This window comes from Desulfosporosinus hippei DSM 8344 (assembly GCF_900100785.1).
Taxonomy (GTDB): domain Bacteria; phylum Bacillota; class Desulfitobacteriia; order Desulfitobacteriales; family Desulfitobacteriaceae; genus Desulfosporosinus; species Desulfosporosinus hippei.
The window spans coordinates 1-24,179 of the sequence record NZ_FNCP01000043.1; the positions used below are offsets into that span (position 1 = coordinate 1).

Annotated in this window: 21 protein-coding genes and 1 other annotated feature; all 21 genes read right to left on the reverse strand. The window is 39.4% G+C overall.

Annotation, left to right across the window (positions count from 1 at the left end; all coding sequences use genetic code 11):
• Positions 1 to 72: 72 nt before the first annotated feature.
• A complete protein-coding gene (locus BLS16_RS23910) occupies positions 73 to 249 on the reverse strand; it encodes a hypothetical protein (RefSeq protein WP_176786263.1) in 177 nt (58 codons plus the stop codon).
• Positions 250 to 438: 189 nt separating this feature from the next.
• Positions 439 to 2,619, reverse strand: a complete 2,181-nt coding sequence (gene recQ, locus BLS16_RS21800; protein WP_092335716.1) for a DNA helicase RecQ — start codon at positions 2,617 to 2,619, stop codon at positions 439 to 441.
• 78 nt (positions 2,620 to 2,697) lie between these two features.
• On the reverse strand, positions 2,698 to 3,396 hold the full coding sequence (locus BLS16_RS21805; protein ID WP_345788553.1) for a protein-L-isoaspartate(D-aspartate) O-methyltransferase: 699 nt from the start codon (positions 3,394 to 3,396) through the stop codon (positions 2,698 to 2,700).
• Positions 3,397 to 3,680: 284 nt separating this feature from the next.
• Positions 3,681 to 4,811 (reverse strand): M20/M25/M40 family metallo-hydrolase, encoded by a 1,131-nt coding sequence (locus tag BLS16_RS21810; protein WP_092335718.1) that lies wholly within the window; start codon positions 4,809 to 4,811, stop codon positions 3,681 to 3,683.
• A gap of 1 nt (position 4,812) precedes the next feature.
• A complete protein-coding gene (locus BLS16_RS21815; protein WP_092335719.1) occupies positions 4,813 to 5,154 on the reverse strand; it encodes an HIT family protein in 342 nt (113 codons plus the stop codon).
• Between the two features lie 149 nt (positions 5,155 to 5,303).
• Positions 5,304 to 5,849, reverse strand: coding sequence for a chromate transporter (locus tag BLS16_RS21820; protein WP_092335720.1), 546 nt, complete (start codon positions 5,847 to 5,849; stop codon positions 5,304 to 5,306).
• Between the two features lie 73 nt (positions 5,850 to 5,922).
• On the reverse strand, positions 5,923 to 6,450 hold the full coding sequence (locus BLS16_RS21825) for a chromate transporter (RefSeq protein ID WP_092335721.1): 528 nt from the start codon (positions 6,448 to 6,450) through the stop codon (positions 5,923 to 5,925).
• Between the two features lie 227 nt (positions 6,451 to 6,677).
• On the reverse strand, positions 6,678 to 7,358 hold the full coding sequence (locus BLS16_RS21830) for a GntR family transcriptional regulator (RefSeq protein ID WP_092335722.1): 681 nt from the start codon (positions 7,356 to 7,358) through the stop codon (positions 6,678 to 6,680).
• Positions 7,359 to 7,558: 200 nt separating this feature from the next.
• Positions 7,559 to 7,771 carry a hypothetical protein gene (locus BLS16_RS21835; RefSeq protein WP_092335723.1) on the reverse strand — a complete coding sequence of 71 codons (213 nt, stop codon included), beginning with the start codon at positions 7,769 to 7,771 and terminating at the stop codon, positions 7,559 to 7,561.
• Between the two features lie 150 nt (positions 7,772 to 7,921).
• Positions 7,922 to 8,227 (reverse strand): DNA-directed RNA polymerase subunit alpha C-terminal domain-containing protein, encoded by a 306-nt coding sequence (locus BLS16_RS21840; protein WP_034598316.1) that lies wholly within the window; start codon positions 8,225 to 8,227, stop codon positions 7,922 to 7,924.
• 341 nt (positions 8,228 to 8,568) lie between these two features.
• Positions 8,569 to 9,717, reverse strand: coding sequence for a bifunctional 3-deoxy-7-phosphoheptulonate synthase/chorismate mutase (locus BLS16_RS21845; protein WP_092335724.1), 1,149 nt, complete (start codon positions 9,715 to 9,717; stop codon positions 8,569 to 8,571).
• A gap of 194 nt (positions 9,718 to 9,911) precedes the next feature.
• Positions 9,912 to 10,168 (reverse strand) — a binding site (T-box leader).
• A gap of 284 nt (positions 10,169 to 10,452) precedes the next feature.
• Entirely contained in the window at positions 10,453 to 11,691 is a 1,239-nt protein-coding gene (locus tag BLS16_RS21850; protein WP_092335725.1) for a DUF1015 domain-containing protein, read from the reverse strand.
• A 249-nt stretch (positions 11,692 to 11,940) separates the two neighbouring features.
• A complete protein-coding gene (locus BLS16_RS21855) occupies positions 11,941 to 13,104 on the reverse strand; it encodes a phosphoglycerate dehydrogenase (protein WP_092335726.1) in 1,164 nt (387 codons plus the stop codon).
• A gap of 48 nt (positions 13,105 to 13,152) precedes the next feature.
• A complete protein-coding gene (serC, locus tag BLS16_RS21860) occupies positions 13,153 to 14,235 on the reverse strand; it encodes a 3-phosphoserine/phosphohydroxythreonine transaminase (protein WP_092335727.1) in 1,083 nt (360 codons plus the stop codon).
• A 692-nt stretch (positions 14,236 to 14,927) separates the two neighbouring features.
• A complete protein-coding gene (locus BLS16_RS21865; protein WP_092335728.1) occupies positions 14,928 to 15,485 on the reverse strand; it encodes a UbiX family flavin prenyltransferase in 558 nt (185 codons plus the stop codon).
• Positions 15,486 to 15,658: 173 nt separating this feature from the next.
• Positions 15,659 to 16,231: an ANTAR domain-containing response regulator gene (locus tag BLS16_RS21870; protein ID WP_092335729.1), complete on the reverse strand. Its 573-nt coding sequence runs from the start codon at positions 16,229 to 16,231 to the stop codon at positions 15,659 to 15,661.
• 32 nt (positions 16,232 to 16,263) lie between these two features.
• Positions 16,264 to 17,592, reverse strand: coding sequence for a type I glutamate--ammonia ligase (glnA, locus tag BLS16_RS21875; protein ID WP_092335730.1), 1,329 nt, complete (start codon positions 17,590 to 17,592; stop codon positions 16,264 to 16,266).
• A 622-nt stretch (positions 17,593 to 18,214) separates the two neighbouring features.
• Positions 18,215 to 19,414, reverse strand: a complete 1,200-nt coding sequence (gene mutY, locus BLS16_RS21880) for an A/G-specific adenine glycosylase (RefSeq protein ID WP_092335731.1) — start codon at positions 19,412 to 19,414, stop codon at positions 18,215 to 18,217.
• Between the two features lie 34 nt (positions 19,415 to 19,448).
• A complete protein-coding gene (locus BLS16_RS21885; protein ID WP_092335732.1) occupies positions 19,449 to 19,874 on the reverse strand; it encodes an EamA family transporter in 426 nt (141 codons plus the stop codon).
• Positions 19,875 to 20,097: 223 nt separating this feature from the next.
• Positions 20,098 to 22,482 carry an ATP-dependent DNA helicase gene (locus BLS16_RS21890; RefSeq protein WP_092335733.1) on the reverse strand — a complete coding sequence of 795 codons (2,385 nt, stop codon included), beginning with the start codon at positions 22,480 to 22,482 and terminating at the stop codon, positions 20,098 to 20,100.
• A 27-nt stretch (positions 22,483 to 22,509) separates the two neighbouring features.
• Positions 22,510 to 23,442 (reverse strand): magnesium transporter CorA family protein, encoded by a 933-nt coding sequence (locus BLS16_RS21895; protein WP_092335734.1) that lies wholly within the window; start codon positions 23,440 to 23,442, stop codon positions 22,510 to 22,512.
• Between the last annotated feature and the right edge of the window lie 737 nt (positions 23,443 to 24,179).

Consider the following 24,179-nt stretch of genomic DNA (forward strand, 5'->3'; position numbering starts at 1 on the left):
TAGAAGAAGATGATTGACTCATGATTTATTTTGAAACTCTTGCGAGTTTCTCTCATTGGCTGTCCTTGTTGTTTAGTTTTCAAAGATCAGGATTTGGCCAGAACTTATAACTAAGCACTTCCAACATTCGTTGTTAACACTATTGTTTTGAGTTACAATTATGAGCTTACCCGTAGTTGATAACCCTTCGTTGCGGCACTCAGTCATAATACCATTTTCAGCTATCGCTGTCAACAAGTATTTTTTCATTTTTCACTGTCTCATCACCTAAGATTTAACCCTCGTGAGCGACATTTGTTATATTACCATATTTCCAAGTAAGGGTCAATGCTTTTTTCGACATTTATTTCTGTTTCCGAGAACCCGCTACCTTAATGGAGCAGGCTCCAGACATTGATAATAAATAAAGTCGAATTAACCAAAAGAAATTTCCCCCGTCTATTCTTTGCTATCAATTATTTTGTACTTTTCTAAGACTGCCCGAATTGTAAACCACTCCACCTCATCAGGAAGGAGATCTTTAATAGGTCGTAACTTTTCTCCGCCTACTTGTCGGATTGCTTCTAAGATATTCACCTCTTGTTCTTTAGGAATAAAATCATCCCAGGGCACAGCATGTCCATCCATACTGCAGCGCACAAAATGATTCTGAACTGTAATGGGGGTAACTTTCCTGATTTTCGCAATAGCTTCTAACGAATGCCCTTCTTTATACATCAGAAATGTTTGAAGATGACTGGAGGCCTTCGTATTAGCGGCAATCTCAGGATTACACTTATCTTGTTGAGCCAAACACTTAGTGCTAACACGTTTTTCAAGAGAGCCTTCTTTTTTATCAATTGCTGTATTTTCAAAAAACCTCTTGATCACTTCTAAAAATTCGTCCCCGTATTTTTCTAATTTTCGCTCCCCAACTCCACTAACACTAATCATTGCCTTGTGATCCATTGGACAAATTTGAGCCATTTCTCTTAATGTACTGTCTGCAAAAATCAAATACGGGGGGAGGTTTTCTCGAATAGCTATTTCTCTGCGGAGTTCACGTAATTTTTCAAACAGACTAACCTCTTCCCTTTCAACACGTAACGGTTTTTGCGTTATTTTCCGAGATACTTTTGCGTCTCCTTTTAAGACCGAAGCTGCATTAGGCTGAAGTTTTACGACCGGGTATTCTCCAGTAGATAATTGCAAATACCCCTCTGCAACTAAATAATTGATGAGATCCTTAATATCTTGCAAGGGAACATTATGCATAATGCCATAGGTTGATAGTTCATCAAAGCGAAGCTCTAGTATCTTAGCTTTTCGCGAGCCTTTCAAAACGTCTGCAACCATTCCTATGCCAAACCGTTCTCGCATTCGATAAATGCAGGAGAATATTTTTTGAGCTTCCAATGTAATATCTACAATTTCACGCTCATCATTACAATTACTACAATTATCACATTTAGCTTGTACATTTTCTTCTCCAAAATACTCTAGAATTGTTTTGCGCAGACATCTAGGGGAATGGCAGTAATCAACCATACCTTGAAGCTTCTTCAACTCATTCATTTTTCGTTCTGGTTGTAAGACGGTCTGTTCAATCAAGAATCGTTGCAATACAACATCCTGAGGAGAAAACAATAAAAGGCACTCTCCTGGTTCTCCATCTCGCCCTGCCCGCCCTGCCTCTTGATAGTATGCTTCCATGTTCTTAGGCATATTGTAGTGAATTACATATCGCACATTGGATTTATCAATTCCCATTCCAAAGGCATTTGTAGCCACCATAACGGTTATCTCATCAAAGAGGAAATCCTCCTGAGTTTTTTGGCGATCTGGGTCACTCATACCAGCATGATATTTCCCCACTTTCAAACCGCTTTTCGCCAAAAAACTCTGAAGATTATCCACCTCTTTGCGTGTCGCGGCATAAATAATCCCAGGTTGGTCGGCGTGCGCTTTTGTATAACCAAGCACAAATTCCTTCTTATTCTCTCCTCTAAAGGTAGAGAACATCAGATTTGGGCGATCAAATCCTGTTACAAATATGCTAGGTTTATCTAGCTCTAATAATCGGACAATATCTGCCTGAACTTCCTCAGTTGCTGTTGCTGTAAAAGCACCAATGATTGGTTTTTGGGGAAGGGACTTGAGGAATGGCCCCAAATGAAGGTAACTAGGCCTAAAATCATGGCCCCACTGGGAAACACAATGAGCCTCATCAATCACTAAGAAAGAAACCTGCAATGATTCTAAAAGACCACGAAAACTTTCCGACTCTAATCGTTCGGGAGCAATATACAAAAGTTTATATTTTCCGCGTGCTACCCCGTCAATTCGTGACCTTACTTCATTAAGAGAAAGTGAACTATTAATAAACGTCGCGGGAACTCCATATTGTAAAAGGGCATCAACCTGATCTTTCATTAGAGAAATCAGAGGAGAGATTACCAGAGTAGTCCCTTTGAACAATAGGGCTGGTATCTGATAAGCAAGTGACTTTCCCGCTCCTGTCGGCATAATGGCTAAAGTATCTAAGCCTTGGAGTAAACTTCCAATCACTTTTTGCTGGCCATCTCGAAATTGAGTAAACCCGAAATACCTTTGCAATACCTCCAAGGCCTTTTTAATCATAATAATGAACATCTCCTTAAAGTTATCTACTTTATAAGCTGTCCTCATTATAACAAAAAATTAAGCCTAGAGGGGGGACTAACTATTCTTTATTCTTTCATCCCATCCCCTCATTCCAATTAGCGGAACAAAACGCACTCCTCCCAGATCTTCGGTTATCAATTTTCCGGACATTGTTTTCTTCAAACGTAATAAACTCTGCTCTCCCCTCTCCCCAACCGGAATCAACAGGCGGCCTCCGACAGCGAGTTGATCCAGCAAAGGATCCGGAATAACAGGCCCTCCTGCAGTAACTAAGATAGCATCAAAGGGTGCCTTCTCTTGCCACCCCAGAGTCCCATCCCCAACTCTTACTTCAATATTTTTATACCCTTGATTTCTAAATCGTTCCTCTGCCAGGCTAGCAAGTACTTGATGCCGTTCTATTGTATAGACCCTTAAGGCAATTCGAGATAATATCGCTGCTGAATACCCAGAACCTGTTCCTATTTCCAAAACTCGGTCACTTGCTTTTAACCTTAAGGCCTGAGCCATCAGAGCTACTATATACGGCTGGCTAATTGTCTGTCCAGAATCTATTTCAAGTGGAGTATCATAATAGGCTAAGTCTTGTTTATCCTCTCTGACAAATTTGTGCCTAGGAACCAAAGACATGCTATTAATAACAGTCTCATCTGTTATGTCTCGACTTACGAGCTGCGTATGAACCATCCACTCACGTTCAGCCCGACGCTCTGAATAGGACTCTATACTATATTCTTTATTCAAATTACTCACCTTTTTTCTGTTTTTGTTATTCTATCCAAGATGAGTATCATAAATTATAAAATCAGAATAAAACTCAAGTATATTCCCCTTGAATTTTCTCCTCATTTCTATCTTTTCATTGTGGAAAAGAGTTAGGACATATTTCAATCAAATAATCCGAATAATCCTGTTTTATTCCAAAACAAAAAGGCCTATCACAGGATAAGCCTTTTTGTCAGTAAGCCATTTTGATTTTAGTCAAAGAGTTAATTTTCCATCTCTCTAAAACCAAATTTTTATATTAAACATTCACTCTAGGACTTTTCAGTAGTTCCCACAATCTTAATAATTTCAATCAGCAGATCCGCTGTTCTATACAAGTCTTCTTCTTTAATTGACTCCTCGGTGGTATGAGGCTTTTGCATCCCCGTTCCTAAAACAGCACAAGGCACACCATAACGGTTATAGTAGTTAGCATCACTGCCGCCACCAGTTACCCCCGTGACGACTTTTAATCCTGCAGACTTAGCAGCCTGGCTGGCTATAACTACTACTTGAGATTCGTCAGTTAATGTAAATGGTTCATATAATCGGATAACTTCAATTTCAGCAGCTGCACCCATTTCTTCGGCGCAACGTTGAAAAGTATTACACATTCTATTAGTCTGGATCTCTAACTTTGTCAGGTCTCTACATCTAGCTTCACAGGCAATAACCACTTCGTCTGGAACTATATTCGTTGCTCTGCCACCCTCAATAGTTCCAATATTCGCTGTTGTTTCCTCATCGATCCTGCCAGTAGTCATGCCAGCGATGGCTTTAGCGGCAACTACGATTGAGCTTATCCCCTCTTCAGGAGCAAAACCAGCATGAGCAGATCTTCCTTTGATTACCACATTAATACGATCTTGCCCTGGAGCCGCAAGAATTATTTCTCCCGGCCCCCCGACACAATCCATGACAAATCCCAGGTCCGCTTTCAAGAGGGTTCTATCCAAATACTTGGCCCCATTGAGACCCCCTTCTTCAGCAACACTAAAAATGACCTGGATATCGCCATGGGGAATATTTTGCTCTTGGATCATCCTTAGCACTTCCAAAATAGGCGCTATCCCAGATTTGTCATCGGCTCCTAAGATTGTTGCTCCGACTGAGCTGATTATTCCATCTTTTATTATCGGCTCAATGTTAAGGCAGGGATCCACTGTGTCCATATGGGCAGACAACAAAATCACTGGTGCTTTTGGCAGATTACCCTGTAGGTAGGCAAAGACATTGCCGCAGTTGCCTCCAAATTTTTGACCTGCCTCATCTTCAGTTACTTCCATACCTAAACCAACCAGGCGACTTTTAAGTATGTCGGCTATTTGGCGTTCATTCTTAGTTGGAGAATCAATTTTTATGAGTTCGAAAAACTCTGCCAACAATCTTTCCCGATTAACCATTTTATGTATGCCACCTCACAGTACCAATATCTCCATTATATCTAGGGATTACATGTATATGCCAATGAAACACGGTTTGGCCCGCCGTACTTCCTATATTTGCTCCAATATTATAGCCATCGGGATGGAAGCGCTCATCTAACAACTCTTTAACTCTTTTGAGAAGTTCCCCGACACTTGCCATCTCCTCAGCCGTAGCATCAAAGAAACTTGAAGCATGATTTTTGGGAACGATTAACACATGTCCCTCACTTACAGGGTATTTGTCATAAAATGCCCGCACAAGGTCGTTCTCAACAAGATTTACTTCTGCTGGCAGTGTACAAAATACACATTCAGTCATAATATCCCCCCTATTTCTACGTACCTACGCTAAATGGTCTATTATGTTAATTTTGCCTGTTTTCCACTTAAAGTCAAGTGAACTTTCAGTTTATATGCAAAACACCCACTCAAAGTGGGTGTCAAAGTCCCTATGACTGCTTGAGCTTACTAGTTTGTCTTTTTCGCCCTTCCATACACTAGCCAGCCAAAAAGCATCGAAGCTACGATAATAAAGGCAGGATGAATATTCACTAAATATAGCAGGGCTATAGTCACAACAGCAATTCCCCAAGTACTGCTTGATGGAAAAGCCTTCTTTCCCATGTCATAAGCAGTTTCTGCAACAAGAACAACTACCACAGGTCGAACCGCCATAAGCATAGCCTGCAACTCAGGAGAATTCGAGTATTTTATAATCAGACTTCCTAAAAGAACTACTACAATTACCGTAGGAGCAACTGTCCCAATTGTCGCCGCTAAAGCACCTAACCAACCTGCAACCTTATAACCGGTATAAGCTGCCATTTTTGTAGCGATTGGTCCCGGCAACGCATTGCCAATAGCGAGTGCGTCCGCAAATTCTTCGTTATCCATCCAATGATAACGATCAACTGCCTCCGCTTTAACCAGCGGTATTAGTGAAGGACCTCCCCCAAAACCTAAGTTTGAAGCACGAGTGAAACCAATAAATAGGTCCCATAGTTTTCTGAGCATGAAAGCACCACCTTTTATTCCAGATTTTTAGCTAAGCATGTAAAATAATTGCTGTAGATTAAACCAACAGAATTCAGCGGAAAACAACTAATCCAAATATCATAGAAATTACAATGATTAGTGCAGGGTGCAGCTTCAACCAGAATAATGAGACAACTGTAGCTAAAGCAATCCCCCAAGTCATCAAATTAGGAAAAGAGCCTATACCCATATCTAATGCGGTTTGAGCTATCAAAACTACGACAACCGGGCGAACACCCTTGAGCATTCCTTTTAAGACTGGAGAATTGGAATATTTCATCAAGAAACGGGCCAGCAAAATTACTGCAAGTGAAGTTGGTAGAATTACACCAATATTTGCCACCAAGGCTCCTAACCATCCGGCCTCTTGGTAGCCAACATAACCTGCCAGTTTTGTAGCGATCGGTCCCGGCAACGCATTTCCAACCGCAAGAGCATCCGTGAATTCCGAATTAGTCATCCAGTGGTACCTTTCCACGACTTCGATTTTAATAAGTGGAATGACTGCCGGACCGCCTCCGAAGCCCAAGTTGCTGGCTCTGGCAAAGGCAACTAAAAGATCCCAAAGTTGTGATAACATTGTGCTCTCCCTTCTTTCTTTAGACTTGTCTTAAAATCTCTCACAGACAGATATCCTGAGCTTTCTTAAGGTAAGTATATTACCTCAACTTCTCAAATTCAATAGGTTTGGTATACCAAATTATTAATTTTTGTATACCAAATTATCCAGGCATGATTTAATTTAACTATTCTAAAACAACTGCTAAGAACAATTTTCCTAGAGGGTTATAAGCATAATTGGATCAACTAATCTTTTTCCCAGTTAGCCATTTGTAAGAATGCTTTACTCGAATTCTCGGCATGTCTTTTCGCTACGACCTCTGCCTGAGAACTATCATGTCTGCCTAGAGCCTCAATAATTTCATTATGTTCCACCCAAACTTCTTCCCATCGACCAGGTTTTGAATATGCCACTTGAGTGAATTTGGTAATATACTCGTGCAAAGTATAAAGAAAACTGTAAACTCTTGGACTTTCAGCCGCTTTATAAATTATCTCATGAAATTTATCATTTAATTGGTTAGATTTTTTGAAATTACCCTTACCATGTTCTTCCGTAATTTGCTTTGCTAAAGATTCTAATCGTTTTAAATCCCGGGGTTTAATCTTTGTAGCTGCAATACTACAAATAAGCGCTTCTAAAGAAGTCCTAATAGCGAGAATTTCAATAATATCTGCTTTGGAGAAACCAGAAACTACAACCCCTTTACGCGGGATATGTGTCACCAACCTTTCTAAGACAAGTTGATTAATTGCCTCACGAACGGGAGTTCTGCTAATTCCCAGTTGTTCAGCTATAGTACGTTCTACCAATTTCTGACCCGGTTCCAGTTTCTTATCTAAGATTGCATTCCTCAAAATCGCAAACACCGAATCTCTTATATGACCTCTATCATCTAACTTAATGGGTGCAAAATGATACGCCACTTTCCTTCTCCCCTTATGTTTTATACTGCCAGTTAAGGCAATTATAATTCTGTAGACACCTAAGACGCAAGTTAAATGGTATACCAAATGCCAAACGCCAAAAATAAAGCAAACTGTATCTTGAATGATACAGTTTGCTTATCTGCTCAAGCATGCTATTTTTCCAACTTTCATTTCAACCTTTCCAATAGCGATATTTGTTATTGGATTATTTCCAAATCATAGGGATCATAGGCAAATTCCTCCTGTAGAATATCTAAGCGAACTATTATAAAGAGTCCCATTTCATCGCATTCAATTCGTATCACAGTTCCAAGACAATGACTACAAGTCTCCACCCTGTCACCAACCTGAAATCGTTGTTTGTGAAACGGCGAGGAATCTGTTTGGGCTTCATAATATTGTTCGTTCATAGTCATACCCCCATTTCCATGAATCAGTATTGTAGAAGGTACATAACGCTGAAAACAGCAATTTTCTTTAAACTAATATTCACTCACCAACAGGCAGTGGTATTATTCAATAATAGTTGTAATTGACTAATTTTCATTTAACTTAACCGTTTAATGATTCTTAAGTTTCGCCTCATAACGTTGCAGCTTCTGATGCAACTCATTTAATGCACCTTGTCCAAAGCGTTTTAGGTTCAGTAATTGACTGTCTGTTGTCTCACGTAACTCATCGAGTGTATCTATGCCAGCGATTTTAAGAAGATTGTAAGTCCTAGAGGTTAAGCCTAATACAGATATATCAGGGGACTCAAGTAATTTAGAACAGAGATATTCACATTTTTTAGCATCTTCCTTCAATTTGTAAGTTCTCTGACAAAGAGAACAGACATATATTGTAATCTGCGTTTCTAGAATCATGTTGCATCCTCCCCCCTTTTTATTAAATTTACTTCTTACCAACTTCAGCACTCACATCCCTTTATGATTCTCTAGTCAATTAAAGTCTAGCATTGCCCTCACACAATGTCTATAGTTAATACATATTGACACAATCAATTATCTTTATTTCAAACTGTATACAGGCCAAGCTATCGCCAAATTAAAAAACCTTTAGAAATCTAATTTTTCTAAAGGTTTTTAATGCTTAAATTGCTAAGATTGCTTTTAAATAGAATAGGGGTGGCGCAACAGAGCTATGATCATAATACTACTCCTTGAATAAATTAATTTAGCTACCTAAGATTTAGCTTAGCAAACGACTATTTGCTCACTAAAGGGGAAACAAGCGAAAGGTCTCCTTCCTTCTCTCTAACCAATTTTTGTCTAATTTGAGATTGCACTGCTACATCAAAAATTATCGGGTAGATCTTCTTCACCAGTTCAGACGGAAGTTTTAATTCATTGCCAAGAACAGTCAGTCTTTGAATCACTTCCTTCTCTCGATAACTATCCTTCACTCTATCCAAACGTTTTTGATCTGCGACTTTAGTTACTATCTCCATGCGAGCAGCTAAGCGCTCGATAATTTCTTGATCAATGTTGTCAATTTGTCCGCGCAAAGATTCAAGAGTCTCTTCTTCATAATTCCTTTCACAGGCAAAGACTCGATTAACAGCTTCCGCCACGGCTCCTAATTCTCCCGCTAGTTGGATGAGTTGCTCAGGGTGTAGGGATTGGGGCCCATCACTGACAGCCTCTGCAGGATTTGGATGCATCTCAATCAATAGACCGTCTGCTCCAGAGGCAATCGCCGCCTTAGACAAGGAAGCAATCAAATCTCTTCTCCCTGCTGCATGGCTTGGATCAACAATCACGGGAAGATGGGAAAGCTCCTTAGCAACTCCAACAGCACTAAGATCAAGGGTGTTTCGTGTACTGGGTTCATAGGTACGAATTCCCCTTTCACAAAGGATGACATTAGGGTTACCTGAGGATAGGATATATTCAGCTGCATACAGCCATTCCTCAATTGTTGCTGATAATCCCCGTTTCAAGATTATTGGTTTATTAATTTTGCCCGCCATTTTCAACAACTCAAAGTTTTGCATATTACGAGCGCCTATTTGGATAATATCAATATCATTGACTACTAATTCAAGACTTGGAGCATCTATTACTTCTGTTACACAGAGCAAGCTTTGTTCCCTAGCTGCTTGTACTAGATAATCAAGCCCCTCCCGTCCCAGACCTTGGAAGCTATAGGGAGAAGTACGAGGTTTGAATACTCCACCACGCAGGATTTTCCCTCCCGCCTTTTTTACCGTCTCCGCCGATTGGCTCATTTGGATGCTTGATTCTACAGCACATGGTCCACCAATCAGGATTATTTCTTTGCCACCTATGGTCACTCCATTAATCTCTATAGTGCTGCGCTCTGCCTTTAACCCTGCTAATCTTAAATCTTTCATAATAAAAAGCCTCCTAAATATTAAAATTAAAAAAGTCCACGGCACATCCCTTCCACAGGGACGAAAGCCGTGGACTTCCGCGTTACCACCCATTTTGACCAAAATTGGCCCACTCATCAAAAGGTACAGGTCTATCAAAAACTCGTGTTTGTCGAATATGCAAGGCTAGCAAAATAAAAAACACCTCATCCCTCTGTAGGGACGAGATGCTGTATCTCGCGTTACCACCCAACTTAAGCCAAAAAGGCCACTCGACAAAGGTACGGGAATTGATATCCGATACCCCCTTCTTGTTAACGGTGAAGAACCGTCCAAGCCTACTACATAAAACGTTCAGCCGGCAGCTCGGGAGGGAACTTCATCTATCACTACACGTAGAAGAGCTTACAGTCGAGACTCTTCCTCCCTGAAAGGTAATAAATAGGTTACTTTACTCCGTCATAGCCTTTAATGATTTAATTAAAATCAATTATAACACGCTGACTAGTTTTGTCAACTAGTTATTAAATTAAAAACAGAGCCCATTTATCGGACTCTGTCAGATGACTTATTCACGTTCTACTTAGGATTTGGATCAAGCCAATAAGGCTGTAGCGTTGTAACAATGCCAAGGCAGTAATATAACTTGTCTATCAGTCTGAATTTGCCATGAATTTCATCTCAACAACTAGCATATCCAATTGAATGAAGGTTTATACATGGATTCAAAAATACTTTTCCTCTGCCAATATATACTTACCTCAGCTCATGAATGAACAATCCGCTTCTAAGCTTTGGTTCAAACCAAGTAGATTTTGGCGGCATTAACTCACCAGCATCGGATACTTCAAACAATTCATTAATTGAAGTTGGAAACATGGCAAAGGCAAGCTTCATATCAGTGCTTACTCGTTTCTCAAGTTCTTTAAGTCCTCTTATTCCGCCGACAAAGTCAATTCTTTTGTCGGTTCTTATGTCTTTAATATTAAGAACGGGAATTAATAAATAATTTTGAAGCATTGCCACATCAAGTCCCTCGACAGGATTGACAGAGCGGATCTCATTCTTTGCCGTTAGCTTATACCATACTCCTTCTAGGTACATTCCAAATACAGCCTTTGTCTCTGGCTTATAGGGTTCCGAACCAAGCTCTTCAACGATGAAGTTTTTCGCCACCTTAGTTAAAAACTCTTCTTTACTAAGACCGTTTAAATCTTTCACAACTCGATTATAATCTAAAATCATTAATTGGTCATGAGGAAAAAGAACAGAAAGGAAATAGTTGAATTCTTCGTCTCCTGTATAGTTAGGATTGTCGGCCCGTCTTTTCAAGCCAACTTTCACTGCTGAAGCTGTTCTGTGGTGTCCATCTGCAATATAGATACTTTCTATGTTTTTAAACTTAGTGGAGATTATTTCTATGTCGTCTTGCTTCGCAATTCTCCACACTTTATGCCTAACTCCATCGGTTGCAACAAAATCATAGATGGATTTTTCCTGTTTGATTCTCTCAATCACAGTGTTTATAGTTTCTTGAGCACGATAGGCTAAGAAGATAGGTCCGGTATGGGCAGCACAAATATCCACATGGTTTATTCGATCGATCTCTTTGTCTTCTCTGGTTTTCTCATGTTTTTTTATAACATTAGTAAGGTAGTCATCAATGGAGGCACATCCCACTAAACCAGTTTGGGAACGCCCAGCCATAGTTAGTTCGTAGGCATAATAACAATTCTGAGCTTCCTTAATTAAGATGCCTTGGCTTATCATGTCTTGAAGAATATCTCTGGCTTTCTCATAAACCTGGATATCGTAAGGGTTAAAACTCTCATGAAATTGGGTCTCAGCTCTATCAACTTTCAAAAAGGATAAAGGCTCCTTTAATACTTCCTGCAAAGCCTCTTCTCGATTATATACATCATAGGGCAGTGCCGCTACTTTATTTGCCACTTCTTCTTTAGGCCTAAGGGCTTTAAATGGTCTGACTGTTGCCAAAGCTTAACCTCCAATTCATAAACTTCTTAAATATGAATAATAAACGTGATACCAAAAACAGAGAGACAGGAGCAGGTCTTTCATTTGTGTTTAAACTACGAACCAAGCACCTGCCTCCTTTGCTAAAGGAATCAAGCTTATTCAGTACTGTTACTAAATTTTTGACAATTAATAGTCAATAATCTCAGTCAATTCAATACATTTGTTTACTTGTTTTTTACTTATTTACATAATCATTCACTCAATTTACTACTTAATGATTCTAACCTTTAAAACTCCGTCAATTTTCTTAATCTTATTTGCTAGTTCTGGAGTCGCAGGAGATTCAATATCCAGAATAGTATAGGCATACTTTCCTTTGCTTTTATTAATCATGTCCGGGATGTTGATGTTTTCTTTAGCGAAGGTTGCTGTAAATTGGCTGAGCATGTTCGGTATATTTCTGTGATTAATGGCGATACGTCCAACGTGGCTGCATACCCCCATATCACAATTGGGATAATTAACCGAATTCTTGATATTTCCATTTTCCAGGTAGTCCATTACCTGCTTTACTGCCATAACTGCACAGTTATCTTCTGATTCACTCGTTGAAGCACCTAAATGAGGAACCGTAATTACACCATTAACTCCACACACCTTGGGATTTGGAAAATCTGTGACATAGCGGCCAACCTTTCCCGACTCCAAGGCTTCAACAATGTCATCATCAATAACTAAGGTATCCCTGGAAAAGTTTAATAGTTTAACGCCATCTTTCATCATAGCAAAGGTTTCTTTATTAAACATTCCCTTGGTTGAATCGGTTAGAGGCACATGAACCGTAATAAAATCGCATTCTCTGTAGATCTCTTCTAAAGACTTTGCTTGTTTGATATATTTTGAAAGGTTCCAAGCTGCATCCACAGAAATGAATGGGTCATATCCATAAACCTCCATGTCCAGCTTATTCAAGGCATTAGCAACTAAAATTCCTATAGCACCTAATCCTATAACACCCAGTTTTTTTCCTTTAATTTCTGTCCCAGCAAACTTGGCCTTGTTCTTCTCGACGAGTTTAGCTACCTCTGGATCGTCCTTGCAGGAATTCACCCAGTTGACTCCCCCAAAAATATCCCTTGAGGAAATGATTAGCGAGGCAATGACAATTTCTTTTACTCCATTAGCATTGGCACCCGGAGTGTTAAAGACTACAGTTCCGTTTTCAGCACATTTCTCCAACGGAATGTTATTTACACCGGCACCTGCTCTGGCGATAGCCTCTAGGTTACTAGGCAATTCCAATTCATGGAGACTTGAACTTCTGACGAGTACTGCATCAGCATCGTTGAATTGCTCCACCATTTGATAATTATCTGTAAACAGGTCTAGACCAACATTAGCTATTTTATTGATACAATTAACATTAAACATTTCTTTCACCTCATAATTTTATTTACTTATCCAACCAGCAATTTGCTTTTAACAATTTTCTTCTTCAAACTTTTTCATAAACGCAACTAGAGCCTTGACTCCGTCGATGGGCATTGCGTTGTAAATACTTGCTCTCATACCACCTACAGTTCTATGTCCTTTTAGGTTTTCAAATCCGGCAGCTTTAGCTTCCTTAATAAATTTAGCATCCAACTCATCAGAACCTGTGACAAAGGGAACATTCATTAATGAGCGGTCCTGCTTTACAACCGTCCCGCGAAACAGCTGACTGGAATCAAGATAGTCATATAAAATCGAAGCCTTTTCTACATTAATTTTCTTCATTGCCTCGAGTCCGCCTAGGTTTTGAATCCACTTAAACACTTTACCGCAAATATAAATACCATAAGCCGGAGGGGTATTATACAGTGACTTGTTATCAGCATGCACCTTATAGCGCAGCATGGTTGGCGTTCCCGGCAGGACATCCTCAGTAATTAAGTCTTCACGGATAATGACAACCACTACACCGGCAGGGCCAATATTTTTTTGAACTCCCGCAAAAATCAGTCCATATTTTGTGACATCTACAGGTTCAGATAATATGTCCGAAGACATATCAGCAACTAGAACCTTATCCCCAGTGTCGGGTAATTGATGATACTTAGTTCCGTATATTGTGTTGTTATGGCAAATATAAACATAATCTGCGTCATCCGAAATCTTTAAGTTGTTCAAGTCGGGTATATAAGTAAAGGTCTTATCCTCAGAAGAAGCAATAACATTGATCTTTCCAAATAATTTTCCTTCAGCGATTGCTTTTTTTGCCCATTGCCCAGTGTTAATATGATCGGCTACTTTGTTTTTCATTAAGTTCATAGGTATCATGGCAAACTGTTGGGATGCACCGCCTTGAAGAAATAAGACCCTGTAATTATCTGGAATCTGCAGTAGATCTCGGAGGTCTTTTTCAGCTTCAGTAATTATTTGTTCAAAGGCTTTAGAACGATGACTCATTTCCATAACGGACATGCCCGTTCCGTTATAATCCAGCATCTCCTCTGCTGCCTCCTTTAACACCTCTTCAGGTAATACAGCAGGTCCTGCAGAAAAATTATAAATTCTTGACATATCAAATCCTCCTCTATCTTTTAAGACTTGTCATAACTAGAAAAAAATCAAATTAGCTTATTTTGCTATCTAATAGGTGTATTGCCTCAAAGAAAACTAGTATAAGCAAAGATTCACATCTGAGCGTATATTCCTTAGCCGCAATCACCATTTTTTATAACCTATAAAATATTCCTCCTTTTAAATTATATTGATAATCTGTTTAATTTTGGTATACAAGAAAAAAACAAAACCCACCCCAGTATTGGGGCGGGAATTCCGCGGTGCCACCCAAGTTTCAGCCGTTTAGTCGCAACAGGAAACAAACGCTTAAAAATAAACAAAACCCCTCATCCCAATTAGGGACGAGAGGTTATTCCCGCGTTGCCACCCATGTTGCCGAAACGGCCAACTTATGTCCGCAATATCGGGCGGAACCCGTCACAATTCTTCATTGGCCACTCCAGGATGGAATCCTTCAACTCTGTAGACTGACTTGCACCAACCGTCAGTTCTCTTAACTCTAGGAGCTGGGGACTTCCCTTCATTGTGTTAGTTGTTTGCGTTTTGAATTATTTAGATTCTAAACGATCCTCGGCTCCGTGTCAAGTATTTATTTCCATTTTTTGATTCCAGCAAAGAAAAAACTTTATGAAGGAGGACGCTGCCGCTAATCAATATGTGAAGACACTCCATCCAGTAAAATAAAATGCTTACCCCTGCCAGCGTTTAGCCTTCTCGAAATCAATTCCAAATTGATCGAGTATCTTCATAACATGATGATTTATTATGTCTTGTATGGTTTGAGGATGATTATAGAAAGCAGGCATAGGAGGTATAATCCTTGCCCCAATCCTAGCTAACTTCAGCATGTTTTCGATGTGGATTGCGCTTAGAGGTGTCTCTCTTGGACTCAAGATGAGCTTTCTGCCTTCTTTGAGCATCACACCCGCTGTTCGAGATATAAGATTATCATCATAACCATTGGCTATCGAACTCAATGTCTTCATACTGCAAGGCACAATAACCATTCCATCCGTCATAAAGGATCCGCTGGAGGTTTTCGCTCCTAAGTTCTTATTGTCGTAGACTTGAGCAGCCAAGCTTTCCATATCCTTCAAGGAATAGTCGGTTTCTATTTTCAGGTTTTCTTTAGCCCAATCGCTCATTATCAGATGAACATTCACTTTCCCAGTTTCCCGAAGAGCTTTCATTAAATTTATCGCGTAAATTGTTCCCGTTGCTCCTGTAACTCCTACAACAATTTCCATGTTTCATCTCCTGCCCATGCGTACCTCTATGTATTACTATTTTCCACTAAAGAATATCATATTCCTGATTTAACTGAAATCCTTTATACCTAGTTTTATTTCTCTCTCCATTGTTCAATAACTTCTAATTAACGCAAAAAAGAATACCTAGCTATCCTACTAGGTATCCTAATCTATTCATATTTCTTAATAATCTCTTCCGCAACCAGAGCCTGAGAAAGACGCAAATCCATTGCTCTTTTCTGGATTAGGCGAAAGGCTTGCGGCTCGCTCATATTTAACTTTTCTACAAGCAGCCATTTAGCTTGCTCAAGTATCTTACGTTCATCCATTCGTTTCTTTAAACTATCCCGCTCGTTAATAAGCTGAGTCATGGAATTTCGTACTGAGAGTGCAAACCGAGCAGTTTGAAGCAGTGTCAAACGATTAATGGGCTTTGGCAAAATTAGTGCATTTATTTTCTCAAGACTACATTGCATGTCAAGTAGCTGTTCCGGCCTTGCAATGACTACTATACCTGCAGACGTTTTCTCATGAGCATCAAAGACTAAATCTGTACCCTGTTCATCGGGTAACGGAGTGCTTATAATGACTAAATCAAATCCCGTGCTAAAAAAATTCCTGCGCGCTTCATTGGCTGATTGAGCGCAGCTAACCGGATAAAAGCCTTCTTTTACGAGCATTGTCTGTATGCTGCTCGCCATTTCAGCTTTTCCACAAACAACTAAAACACTCCCTGCGCTCACTACAATCACCCCTTTATGCAGGGAAACTATTTCTAATAGGCTTTTAGATACTTTTCAATTTCCCATGCATGAACTGAGTTATCGTAGTCTTCCCATTCTAAGACTTTTGCGGCCAGATATTTATTAAACGCATGTGAACCCAGTGTCGATTGAATCAGAGGATCTTTCTTCATCTCTTCAAGAGCAAATAACAAATTTGAGGGTAAGCGCTCTAGCTTTAGATTTTCTTCCTGTTCAGCTGTCAGGGTGTAAATATTGACATTAACCGGATCAGGCAGCGATAAATTTCTGTTTAATCCATCAAGCCCCGCTTCCAATAACAATGCTAAAGTAAAATATGGATTGCAGCTGGGGTCTGGACTTCTGAGTTCGAGTCTGGTTCCTTCACCCCTAGGGGCAGGAACTCTCAGTAATGGGCTCCTGTTCATATGAGACCAGGCAATATGCACTGGAGCTTCATAACCCGGTTGTAGACGTTTATAGGAGTTAATGAGGGGATTAGCGATGGCAGTAATCCCTTTGATATGGTTTAGGAGCCCGGCGGCAAACTGCTTGGCCGTATCGGATATATCTGATTGAGTTTGACCTCCACTAAAAAGGTTCTTGCCATTTTTAGTTAAGGACATATTAATATGCATTCCAGAACCATTAACGCCCGGAAGTGGTTTTGGCATAAAGGTGGCATGTAAGCCATTGCGCTGGGCAATAATCTTAACAACCATTTTAAAAGTCATAATGCTATCTGCTGCAGTAAGGGCATCAGTGTACCTAAAATCGATTTCATGTTGTCCCGCCGCAGTTTCATGATGGGAAGTCTCAATTTCAAATCCCATTTCCTCTAAAACCATACAAATTTCACGACGAGTGTTTTCACCCAAGTCAATGGGTGCTAAATCACAATAACTGGCTGAATCATGGGTAATTGTGGTGGGTTGGCCTTCATCATCGTTATAAAACATAAAAAACTCACATTCCGGGCCAACCTGAAAAGTGTATCCCAGATCTTGAGCTTTCTTTATGGTTCGTTTAAGAATATAACGTGGATCACCTTCGAACTGAGAACCATCATGGTTTTTAATATCGCAAATTATTCTGGCAACTTTACCTTGTTGTGGCCTCCAAGGAATGATCGAAAATGTACTCGGGTCTGGAAAAAGGAACATATCTGATGATTCAATTCCAGAAAACCCGGCCACTGCTGAGCCATCAAACATGACTCCATTTTGGAAAGCGTTAGCAAGCTGTTTATCTGTGATAGCTATGTTCTTCATCCGACCATAAATATCTGTAAACTGAAGTCGAATAAACCGAACATCATTTTCTTTTACAAACTTGAGACATTCCTCTTTTGATAAATTCAATTAAGATTCTCTCCTTTCCTAAAGCCAAAGTTATTATTTATTATATCGGCTTAGACTTATTATATCCCATATAAGTCCCGGTTGTATCCTTAGGTCATTACGCAAAATACCTAGGAAAAGATTTTAGTCCATCACCTCGTAATTCAATGTACAAAGAATAAGAAAACCTTGGCTGACGCCAAGAGTTCCAAGTATCATACAAGTACCCTAATGATACTTCTTGACGGTAAAAAAGAGACGCTTTTAAGAAATTGTACTTGAATCGAGTACAAAATCCTATAAAGCGCCTTTGCTTCACCAATATGGAGTTTATACACTTAAAGTACCATAGAGACTGCCTTGGATTCAACTGTTTTTGCCCATGTATACAATATTAAATTCCCTTCATAAGTTGGGCTTGCCAATTTATCGAAAAGTCTAGATTTTCAAGGGTTTAGTGGTAGCTTTCCTTAATATATGCGCATGAAAAAAGCCTTTGACGTCAAAACCATGCACATAGAGTTAAAAACGATGTAGCGTAAACCAAATTAACGTCAGACTCCTTGGCTTGTACCAAGAATCTTACGCGCGTAAGATTCTTGGTACAAGCCAAGGAGAAGGCCTCCAATAAATCATCACTTTGTTAAAAGTTCACTAGCTTTTCGATAATGGACTGAAATGCTACTGGGAGTGGAATTAATCTTAAATCCTCTGAAGAAACCCATTTACACATATCACTTTTCCTCGCTTCCAAAGTTTCCAACTGATATGTCCCTTGTATTTCTCTTAGAAGTAAAGATCTTGTTGGTTCAGTTTCTCGCTCATCGCAGCCGACTCTATAGTATTTATCAAGATCAATAATTAACCAGATTAGTTCCCAACGACGATGGCTGAAGGTATACCAAACTGGACCATGAAATTCTATCCCGCGCTTAAAGTCTTCCTCTACTTGCCTTTCATACTCACTTTCAGGTATTGCCTGTCGAAAAAGATTCAAGTACGTATCGATAGAAATTGTCATGAGACTGTTACTAAAGTTCTGAAGATCGTCTTGACTCAATTCCACACCCGGAAGTTCCCATAAATCAGCCAATAGCCCCTTTGAAGGGCGTTTTTGAAGATAGATTTGATTTCCCTTGCGCAGAATAAAGGTCAGACGAGTGACCTCCTGGCGTTGAGTCTTAGGCTTTTTGACCGGATAATGTTGAACATCTCCCTGCAAATATCCTTCACAAAATTGTGCTAAAGGACAAGCTTCGCAGTGGGGTTTTGTGGGTTTACAAACCATAGCACCCAGCTCCATTAATGCCTGGTTAAAATCCCCCGGGTTTTGATCCGATTGCCATGTCAACAAGCTTTCTCTAAAGTATCGCAGACTGCGAGTCGTTTCTATTGGTTCCGGCCAAGCTAAAAGGCGAGACACTACCCGCTTAACATTTCCATCAATAGCTGCAACTCTTTGCCCAAAGGCGATGCTGGCAACAGCTCCTGCTGTATAGTCTCCGATCCCTGGAATCTTTACAAGTGCCTCGTAATCTTTGGGGACTATTCCACCAAGGTTTTGAATCAGATACCTGGCCCCTTCCCACAAACGACGGGCTCGAGAATAGTATCCCAGTCCACTCCAAATTGCTAATACATCGTCAAGGTTAGACATTCCCAAATGTTCAACGCTAGGAAAGCGATCCAAAAACCGTTCATAATATGGGATAACCGTTTTTACTTGGGTTTGCTGCAGCATAACCTCTGATACCCAAATTGCATATGGATCCCCAGTCTTTCGCCAAGGTAAATCCCTTTTTACTGTAGAGTACCAATCCAACAATTGAGTTGATAATATCATTATGTCGTCTCCTATAGTTGCAGTAATGAATCCACTACTTGTTTATAAGTATTAAGCCTACTAGGCAAAATACTACCCCAATAATTTGATTAATAGCAAAACCCTCTTTGTAAAACAAAATCCCTATTGGGATAAGCATAATCGCAAGAATAATATTGGCTACTAACGATCCGACACTTAAATTCCACCCTACTCTGTAGGCCAGCAAATAACCTAATTCAAGCCCTATTATCGCTGCGCCAAGGGCATAGCTAGTCCAATTCAAATCGCTAAAAGACTGGAAAAAGCTTTTATCTGTCTTGTAAAAAGGAAATGCAATCAGAGTTAAAACGGCTGCTGTCAGGTAGGTAACCAGCAAAGCCGAAAAAGGGTTAGCACTCTGAGGTGTAGATTTTTGGCAGATATTATAAATAACATTTGATGTTACGATTAGGAAGATAGGGAAAAAGTACATAAACATGAAAAAACCTCTATTCACTTTTCTAACCAAATATATTTAACCATAAGAACCATGTGTATGCCTAGTACCTTTATTAATCTCTTGGTAAAGTTGTGAAATCTTTAGTGTTTAGTAAGAGACATCAAAACTTAGAATAAATTGATGAAACAATTTTTGATCAAGCAAAACAGTTTATAAAAAATGCAGATGGTCTTGTTTAGAGAGGCCATATGGTCTCTTTTTCTTAAAGATTGTTTGCTGACCAGAAATTTTGAGCAGATGAAAGAATACTGTCACAGGTTCTGCAGCAGGTAATACTTTTCCATTCCTCCGGAAACAACCTTTTGTAGGCAGTCTTTGAGAAACGTTCATCGATCAGCAACACTACCCCGCGATCTTTCTCAGTTCGAATTACTCTTCCGACTGCTTGTAATACTTTGTTCATACCAGGATACATATAAGCAAATTCAAAACCTAATTGACATGAAGCTTCGAAATACGTACGGATTATCTCTCGCTCCATACAAACTTGGGGCAACCCTACCCCTACTACAATCGCTCCCGAAAGCCTGTCCCCAATAAGGTCAATACCCTCACCAAAAATCCCTCCAAGTAAAACAAATCCAACTAGGGTCTGCTTGGGATTTTGAGAGAACTTTTTCAAAAAAGCTTCCCGCTCTTCTTCCTTCATATCCGAAAACTGACAAATTACCTCAACCTGTGGTTCAAGTTCCCTAAATCTTGAATAGACTTCCTTCATATAGTGATACGAAGAAAAAAAGGCAAAATAATTACCCATTCTGGTTAGTACCAATGCCTGAATCGCTTCAGCAACTTGATCGTAGGTTGAATTACGTTGTTTATACTTGGTCGAAATCCGATCATTCACAAGCAAACATAGGTTCTCTGCTGGAAAAGGAGATGATAACTTGAGCTTATAGGAGGTTTCCTCCCCACCCAGAATATTCATAAAATAATCCATCGGACTCAATGTGGCGGAAAAGAGAACTGAAGATCTACCTCTTCCCAAGGCTTCCATAAGACGTATTGAAGGATCAAGACAAAACAATTTTATCTGAAAATCATCTCTAGTAAGATACTTATAAGTAATATAACGTTCATCATAACTATCAGCCGTTCTTGTAAAACTAAGAGCTTGGAAATAGTGGTCTAAGAGTTGCTCTTGCCAGGAATAGGGTTGATCATTTGTCTTCAGAAAGTATTCAGCCTCTTTAATAAAATTCCTCAAAGCTTGTATTAATCCGTTTGGAGGCTCCTTTTGTACACTCTCTCCATTTCCCGTTGTCTCAGTACAATCTTTTTTTTCATTAACCAGGGCTGAGTTAACTTTGGTCAGACTTTTTGTCAGCCGTTTATTATCATCTTTGGTCTTTCTTTTTAAGCTCAGCCAAGATTCTTTTCCCAACTCAGCCGAGAACATATCCCTTGCTCTATCCACTAAGTTATGGGCTTCATCTATCAGAAAGGTGTACTCGCCCCCTTCAAGAAATAAATGTTTCAAATAAACCCGAGGATCAAAGACATAGTTATAATCACAGATAACCACATCTGCCCAATTTGCCAATTCCAAAGAAAATTCAAAGGGACAGATTGAATGTCTTCGTGCATGATTTTCAACAGTTTGCCTCGTCCAAGCATCCTCATTGAACATTTCATCGACTGCCACTCTTAAACGATCGTAATATCCTCGCGCAAACCGGCAATCTTCAGGCAAACATGACTCTTCTGGCAGAAAGCAAATCTTACTTTTCGCAGTTAGGGTCAAACGTTTAATCTTTAGGCCTAGGGTATCTAAATCCAGCAAAGCTTTTTCAGCAACGGTTCGAGTAATGGTTTTTGCCGTAAGATAAAAAATCTGCTTTGTATGCCCTTCTGCCACAGCTTTTAAGGCTGGAAATAATGTGCCGATTGTCTTTCCAATACCTGTAGGAGCTTGGGCAAATAGTTTTTGACTTTGTTTAATCGTTTGATAAACAGCTACGGCTAATTCTCGCTGACCCGGCCTATAAGTTCCGAAAGGAAATTGGATTGTTCGAATGCTTTCGTCTCTTTTCACAATCCATTCTTGCAGTCGATATGCCCAAACCAAGTACTCTTCAACTAGATTAATGAAGAATTCCTCGAGCTCTATGAAAGTAAATTTCCGCGAAAACCTTTTAATTTGATTCGTATCCAGCTGAACGTAGGTAAGCTGTGTCTCCATGGCCTCTAAACCCTCTTGGCTCGCATACATGAATGCATAACACTGGGCCTGAGCCCAGTGCAAATCGTTAAAGGATTCATCAATTAGATCTAAGTCCAAGGACGTAGTTTTGATTTCATCAATACATGAAGTTGTTTCCTTGATTATTATTCCGTCAGCACGACCATTAACCTCTAAGGTGAGGCTTTCACATATATTACTTTTATAACTTGATAGATGTTCAGGATTAGGATACGAGTAGCTAAGGGACACTTCCGGTACATAATCGGATCCGCCGATTTTCTGGATATACTGATGAGCTTTGATTCCCTCCAAGGCCCTGGAAGCACCAATAGAACCCGGTTGAAGATCCCCACGCCTTAGTACAAACTCAACTAAATTTCGCACCGAAATCTTGACTATCACAGCAGATTAAAATCCTCCCTTTATTCTTTAAAACATTTTTCTTTTAGCAAGAAAAATGACACCACCAAAGCAGAGAACAACAGACATACCTACGATAATCAGAAAACCGTGTTCTGACGTCTGGAATGGAATATTTACGTTCATCCCAAAGAAACTAGCCAGCATAGTAGGCAGCGCTAAAATTATAGTAATTGACGCCAAAAACTTCATCACCATATTTAAGTTATTGGAAATAATAGAAGCAAAAGCATCCATCATACTACTTGAAATATTACTATAGGTTTCTGCCATCTCAACTGCCTGCTTATTCTCGATAATAACGTCTTCAAGTAAATCCTGATCCTCTTCATAGATTTTCAGAACCTTTGTTCTGAGAAGCTTCTGCATAACTTTATCGTTAGACTTCAAGGATGTCGTAAAATATAATAGACTTTTTTGAAGATTAAGCAGCCTAATTAATTCTTGATTTTTCATGGATTTGTGGAGGGTTAGTTCAATCTCGTTGGTCTTCTTTTCAATCTCTCTAAGAAATGACAAATATAATGTGGCACTTTTATAGAGAATTTGAAAGAGAAATCTGGTCTTCTTATAGGTTTCCAGGCCGCGAACTTTTCCACATTCGAAATCTTTAAGTACATCAACTTCTTGTAAACACACCGTTACAAAATGATCCTTTGTCAATATAATACCTAAAGGAATTGTATCATAAATCACGGTGGCATCCTGTCTAATCGGAACGTTAATTATCACAAAAATTTGATCATTCTCCGCTTCAATCCTAGGTCGCTCTTCATCATCTAAGGCGTCTCTGATAGAAAACTCATTTTCTAAATTTAATGCTTTTGTTATTAAAGCAATTTCTTCTTCTGAGGGATTTATCATATTTACCCAGGAACCCTTAACCTCTGGTTTGTCAGTTTTTACAATAGTATTGTTAATTGTATTATATACCGCTATCATTTTGCGCCCCCCACTTCCAAATCATCAAACCAGAATAGCTCCTATAGATCTCTTCAATTAGACACTTTAAATTTCCACAATATACGTTAACATAAACTAGCTTACTATACAATTTTACCACTAGTTTTTACATCTAAGTAATAATTAGTCGAGTATGTATAGAAGATTCGTAAACCGCAGAAATCTCACCTTTGAAGTCGAATTCCTTTAGGTATGATATTCTAATAGTGAATAAGAGGTTAAAGAATGCTGTGCTTCAAGAATAGAAATTTGAATTACTCAAAGTATTAATACACCTTTCTTTGATAATTTTTTGATGAATGCCTAGCAAGGAGTGTCGCATATATCGAAAAGGTCATACAGAGGGCCCGCAACAAAAATTCAGTTGTTGCGGGCCCTCTGCCAATTATCATTCTGCAAACTTACTTTATAACACTCTTACCCATGAGGTATTTATCAACTCCTGACTTTAGGAGTTTCTTAACAAAATAGAGGAATTTGAACCCTGAGAATCGCTTAATATAGCGGATTTCGGGGTATTTTTACCCTTAAAATTGTTAAATTATTTTGTCCTGTTATATCCTGTTATTTCATTCCTTTTTTGCTCGACTCATGGTATAATGGATTTATACAATTTCTTTAATTCGGAGGGCTCGATGTACGTTGCTATTACAGGCTCGGGCAAAGCCCGAGTCGTCCAGTTCAGAGAAGATACTCGCATACCGGGAACAACTAAA

Bases quoted from the DNA above. Each gene is read 5' to 3' on its own strand.
- BLS16_RS23910 (WP_176786263.1), bottom strand. From the start codon at position 249: ATGAAAAAATACTTGTTGACAGCGATAGCTGAAAATGGTATTATGACT.
- recQ (WP_092335716.1), bottom strand. From the start codon at position 2,619: ATGATTAAAAAGGCCTTGGAGGTATTGCAAAGGTATTTCGGGTTTACT.
- BLS16_RS21810 (WP_092335718.1), bottom strand. From the start codon at position 4,811: ATGGTTAATCGGGAAAGATTGTTGGCAGAGTTTTTCGAACTCATAAAA.
- BLS16_RS21815 (WP_092335719.1), bottom strand. From the start codon at position 5,154: ATGACTGAATGTGTATTTTGTACACTGCCAGCAGAAGTAAATCTTGTT.
- BLS16_RS21820 (WP_092335720.1), bottom strand. From the start codon at position 5,849: ATGCTCAGAAAACTATGGGACCTATTTATTGGTTTCACTCGTGCTTCA.
- BLS16_RS21825 (WP_092335721.1), bottom strand. From the start codon at position 6,450: ATGTTATCACAACTTTGGGATCTTTTAGTTGCCTTTGCCAGAGCCAGC.
- BLS16_RS21835 (WP_092335723.1), bottom strand. From the start codon at position 7,771: ATGAACGAACAATATTATGAAGCCCAAACAGATTCCTCGCCGTTTCAC.
- BLS16_RS21840 (WP_034598316.1), bottom strand. From the start codon at position 8,227: ATGATTCTAGAAACGCAGATTACAATATATGTCTGTTCTCTTTGTCAG.
- BLS16_RS21845 (WP_092335724.1), bottom strand. From the start codon at position 9,717: ATGAAAGATTTAAGATTAGCAGGGTTAAAGGCAGAGCGCAGCACTATA.
- BLS16_RS21855 (WP_092335726.1), bottom strand. From the start codon at position 13,104: ATGTTTAATGTTAATTGTATCAATAAAATAGCTAATGTTGGTCTAGAC.
- serC (WP_092335727.1), bottom strand. From the start codon at position 14,235: ATGTCAAGAATTTATAATTTTTCTGCAGGACCTGCTGTATTACCTGAA.
- BLS16_RS21865 (WP_092335728.1), bottom strand. From the start codon at position 15,485: ATGGAAATTGTTGTAGGAGTTACAGGAGCAACGGGAACAATTTACGCG.
- mutY (WP_092335731.1), bottom strand. From the start codon at position 19,414: ATGATATTATCAACTCAATTGTTGGATTGGTACTCTACAGTAAAAAGG.
- BLS16_RS21885 (WP_092335732.1), bottom strand. From the start codon at position 19,874: ATGTTTATGTACTTTTTCCCTATCTTCCTAATCGTAACATCAAATGTT.
- BLS16_RS21895 (WP_092335734.1), bottom strand. From the start codon at position 23,442: ATGATAGCGGTATATAATACAATTAACAATACTATTGTAAAAACTGAC.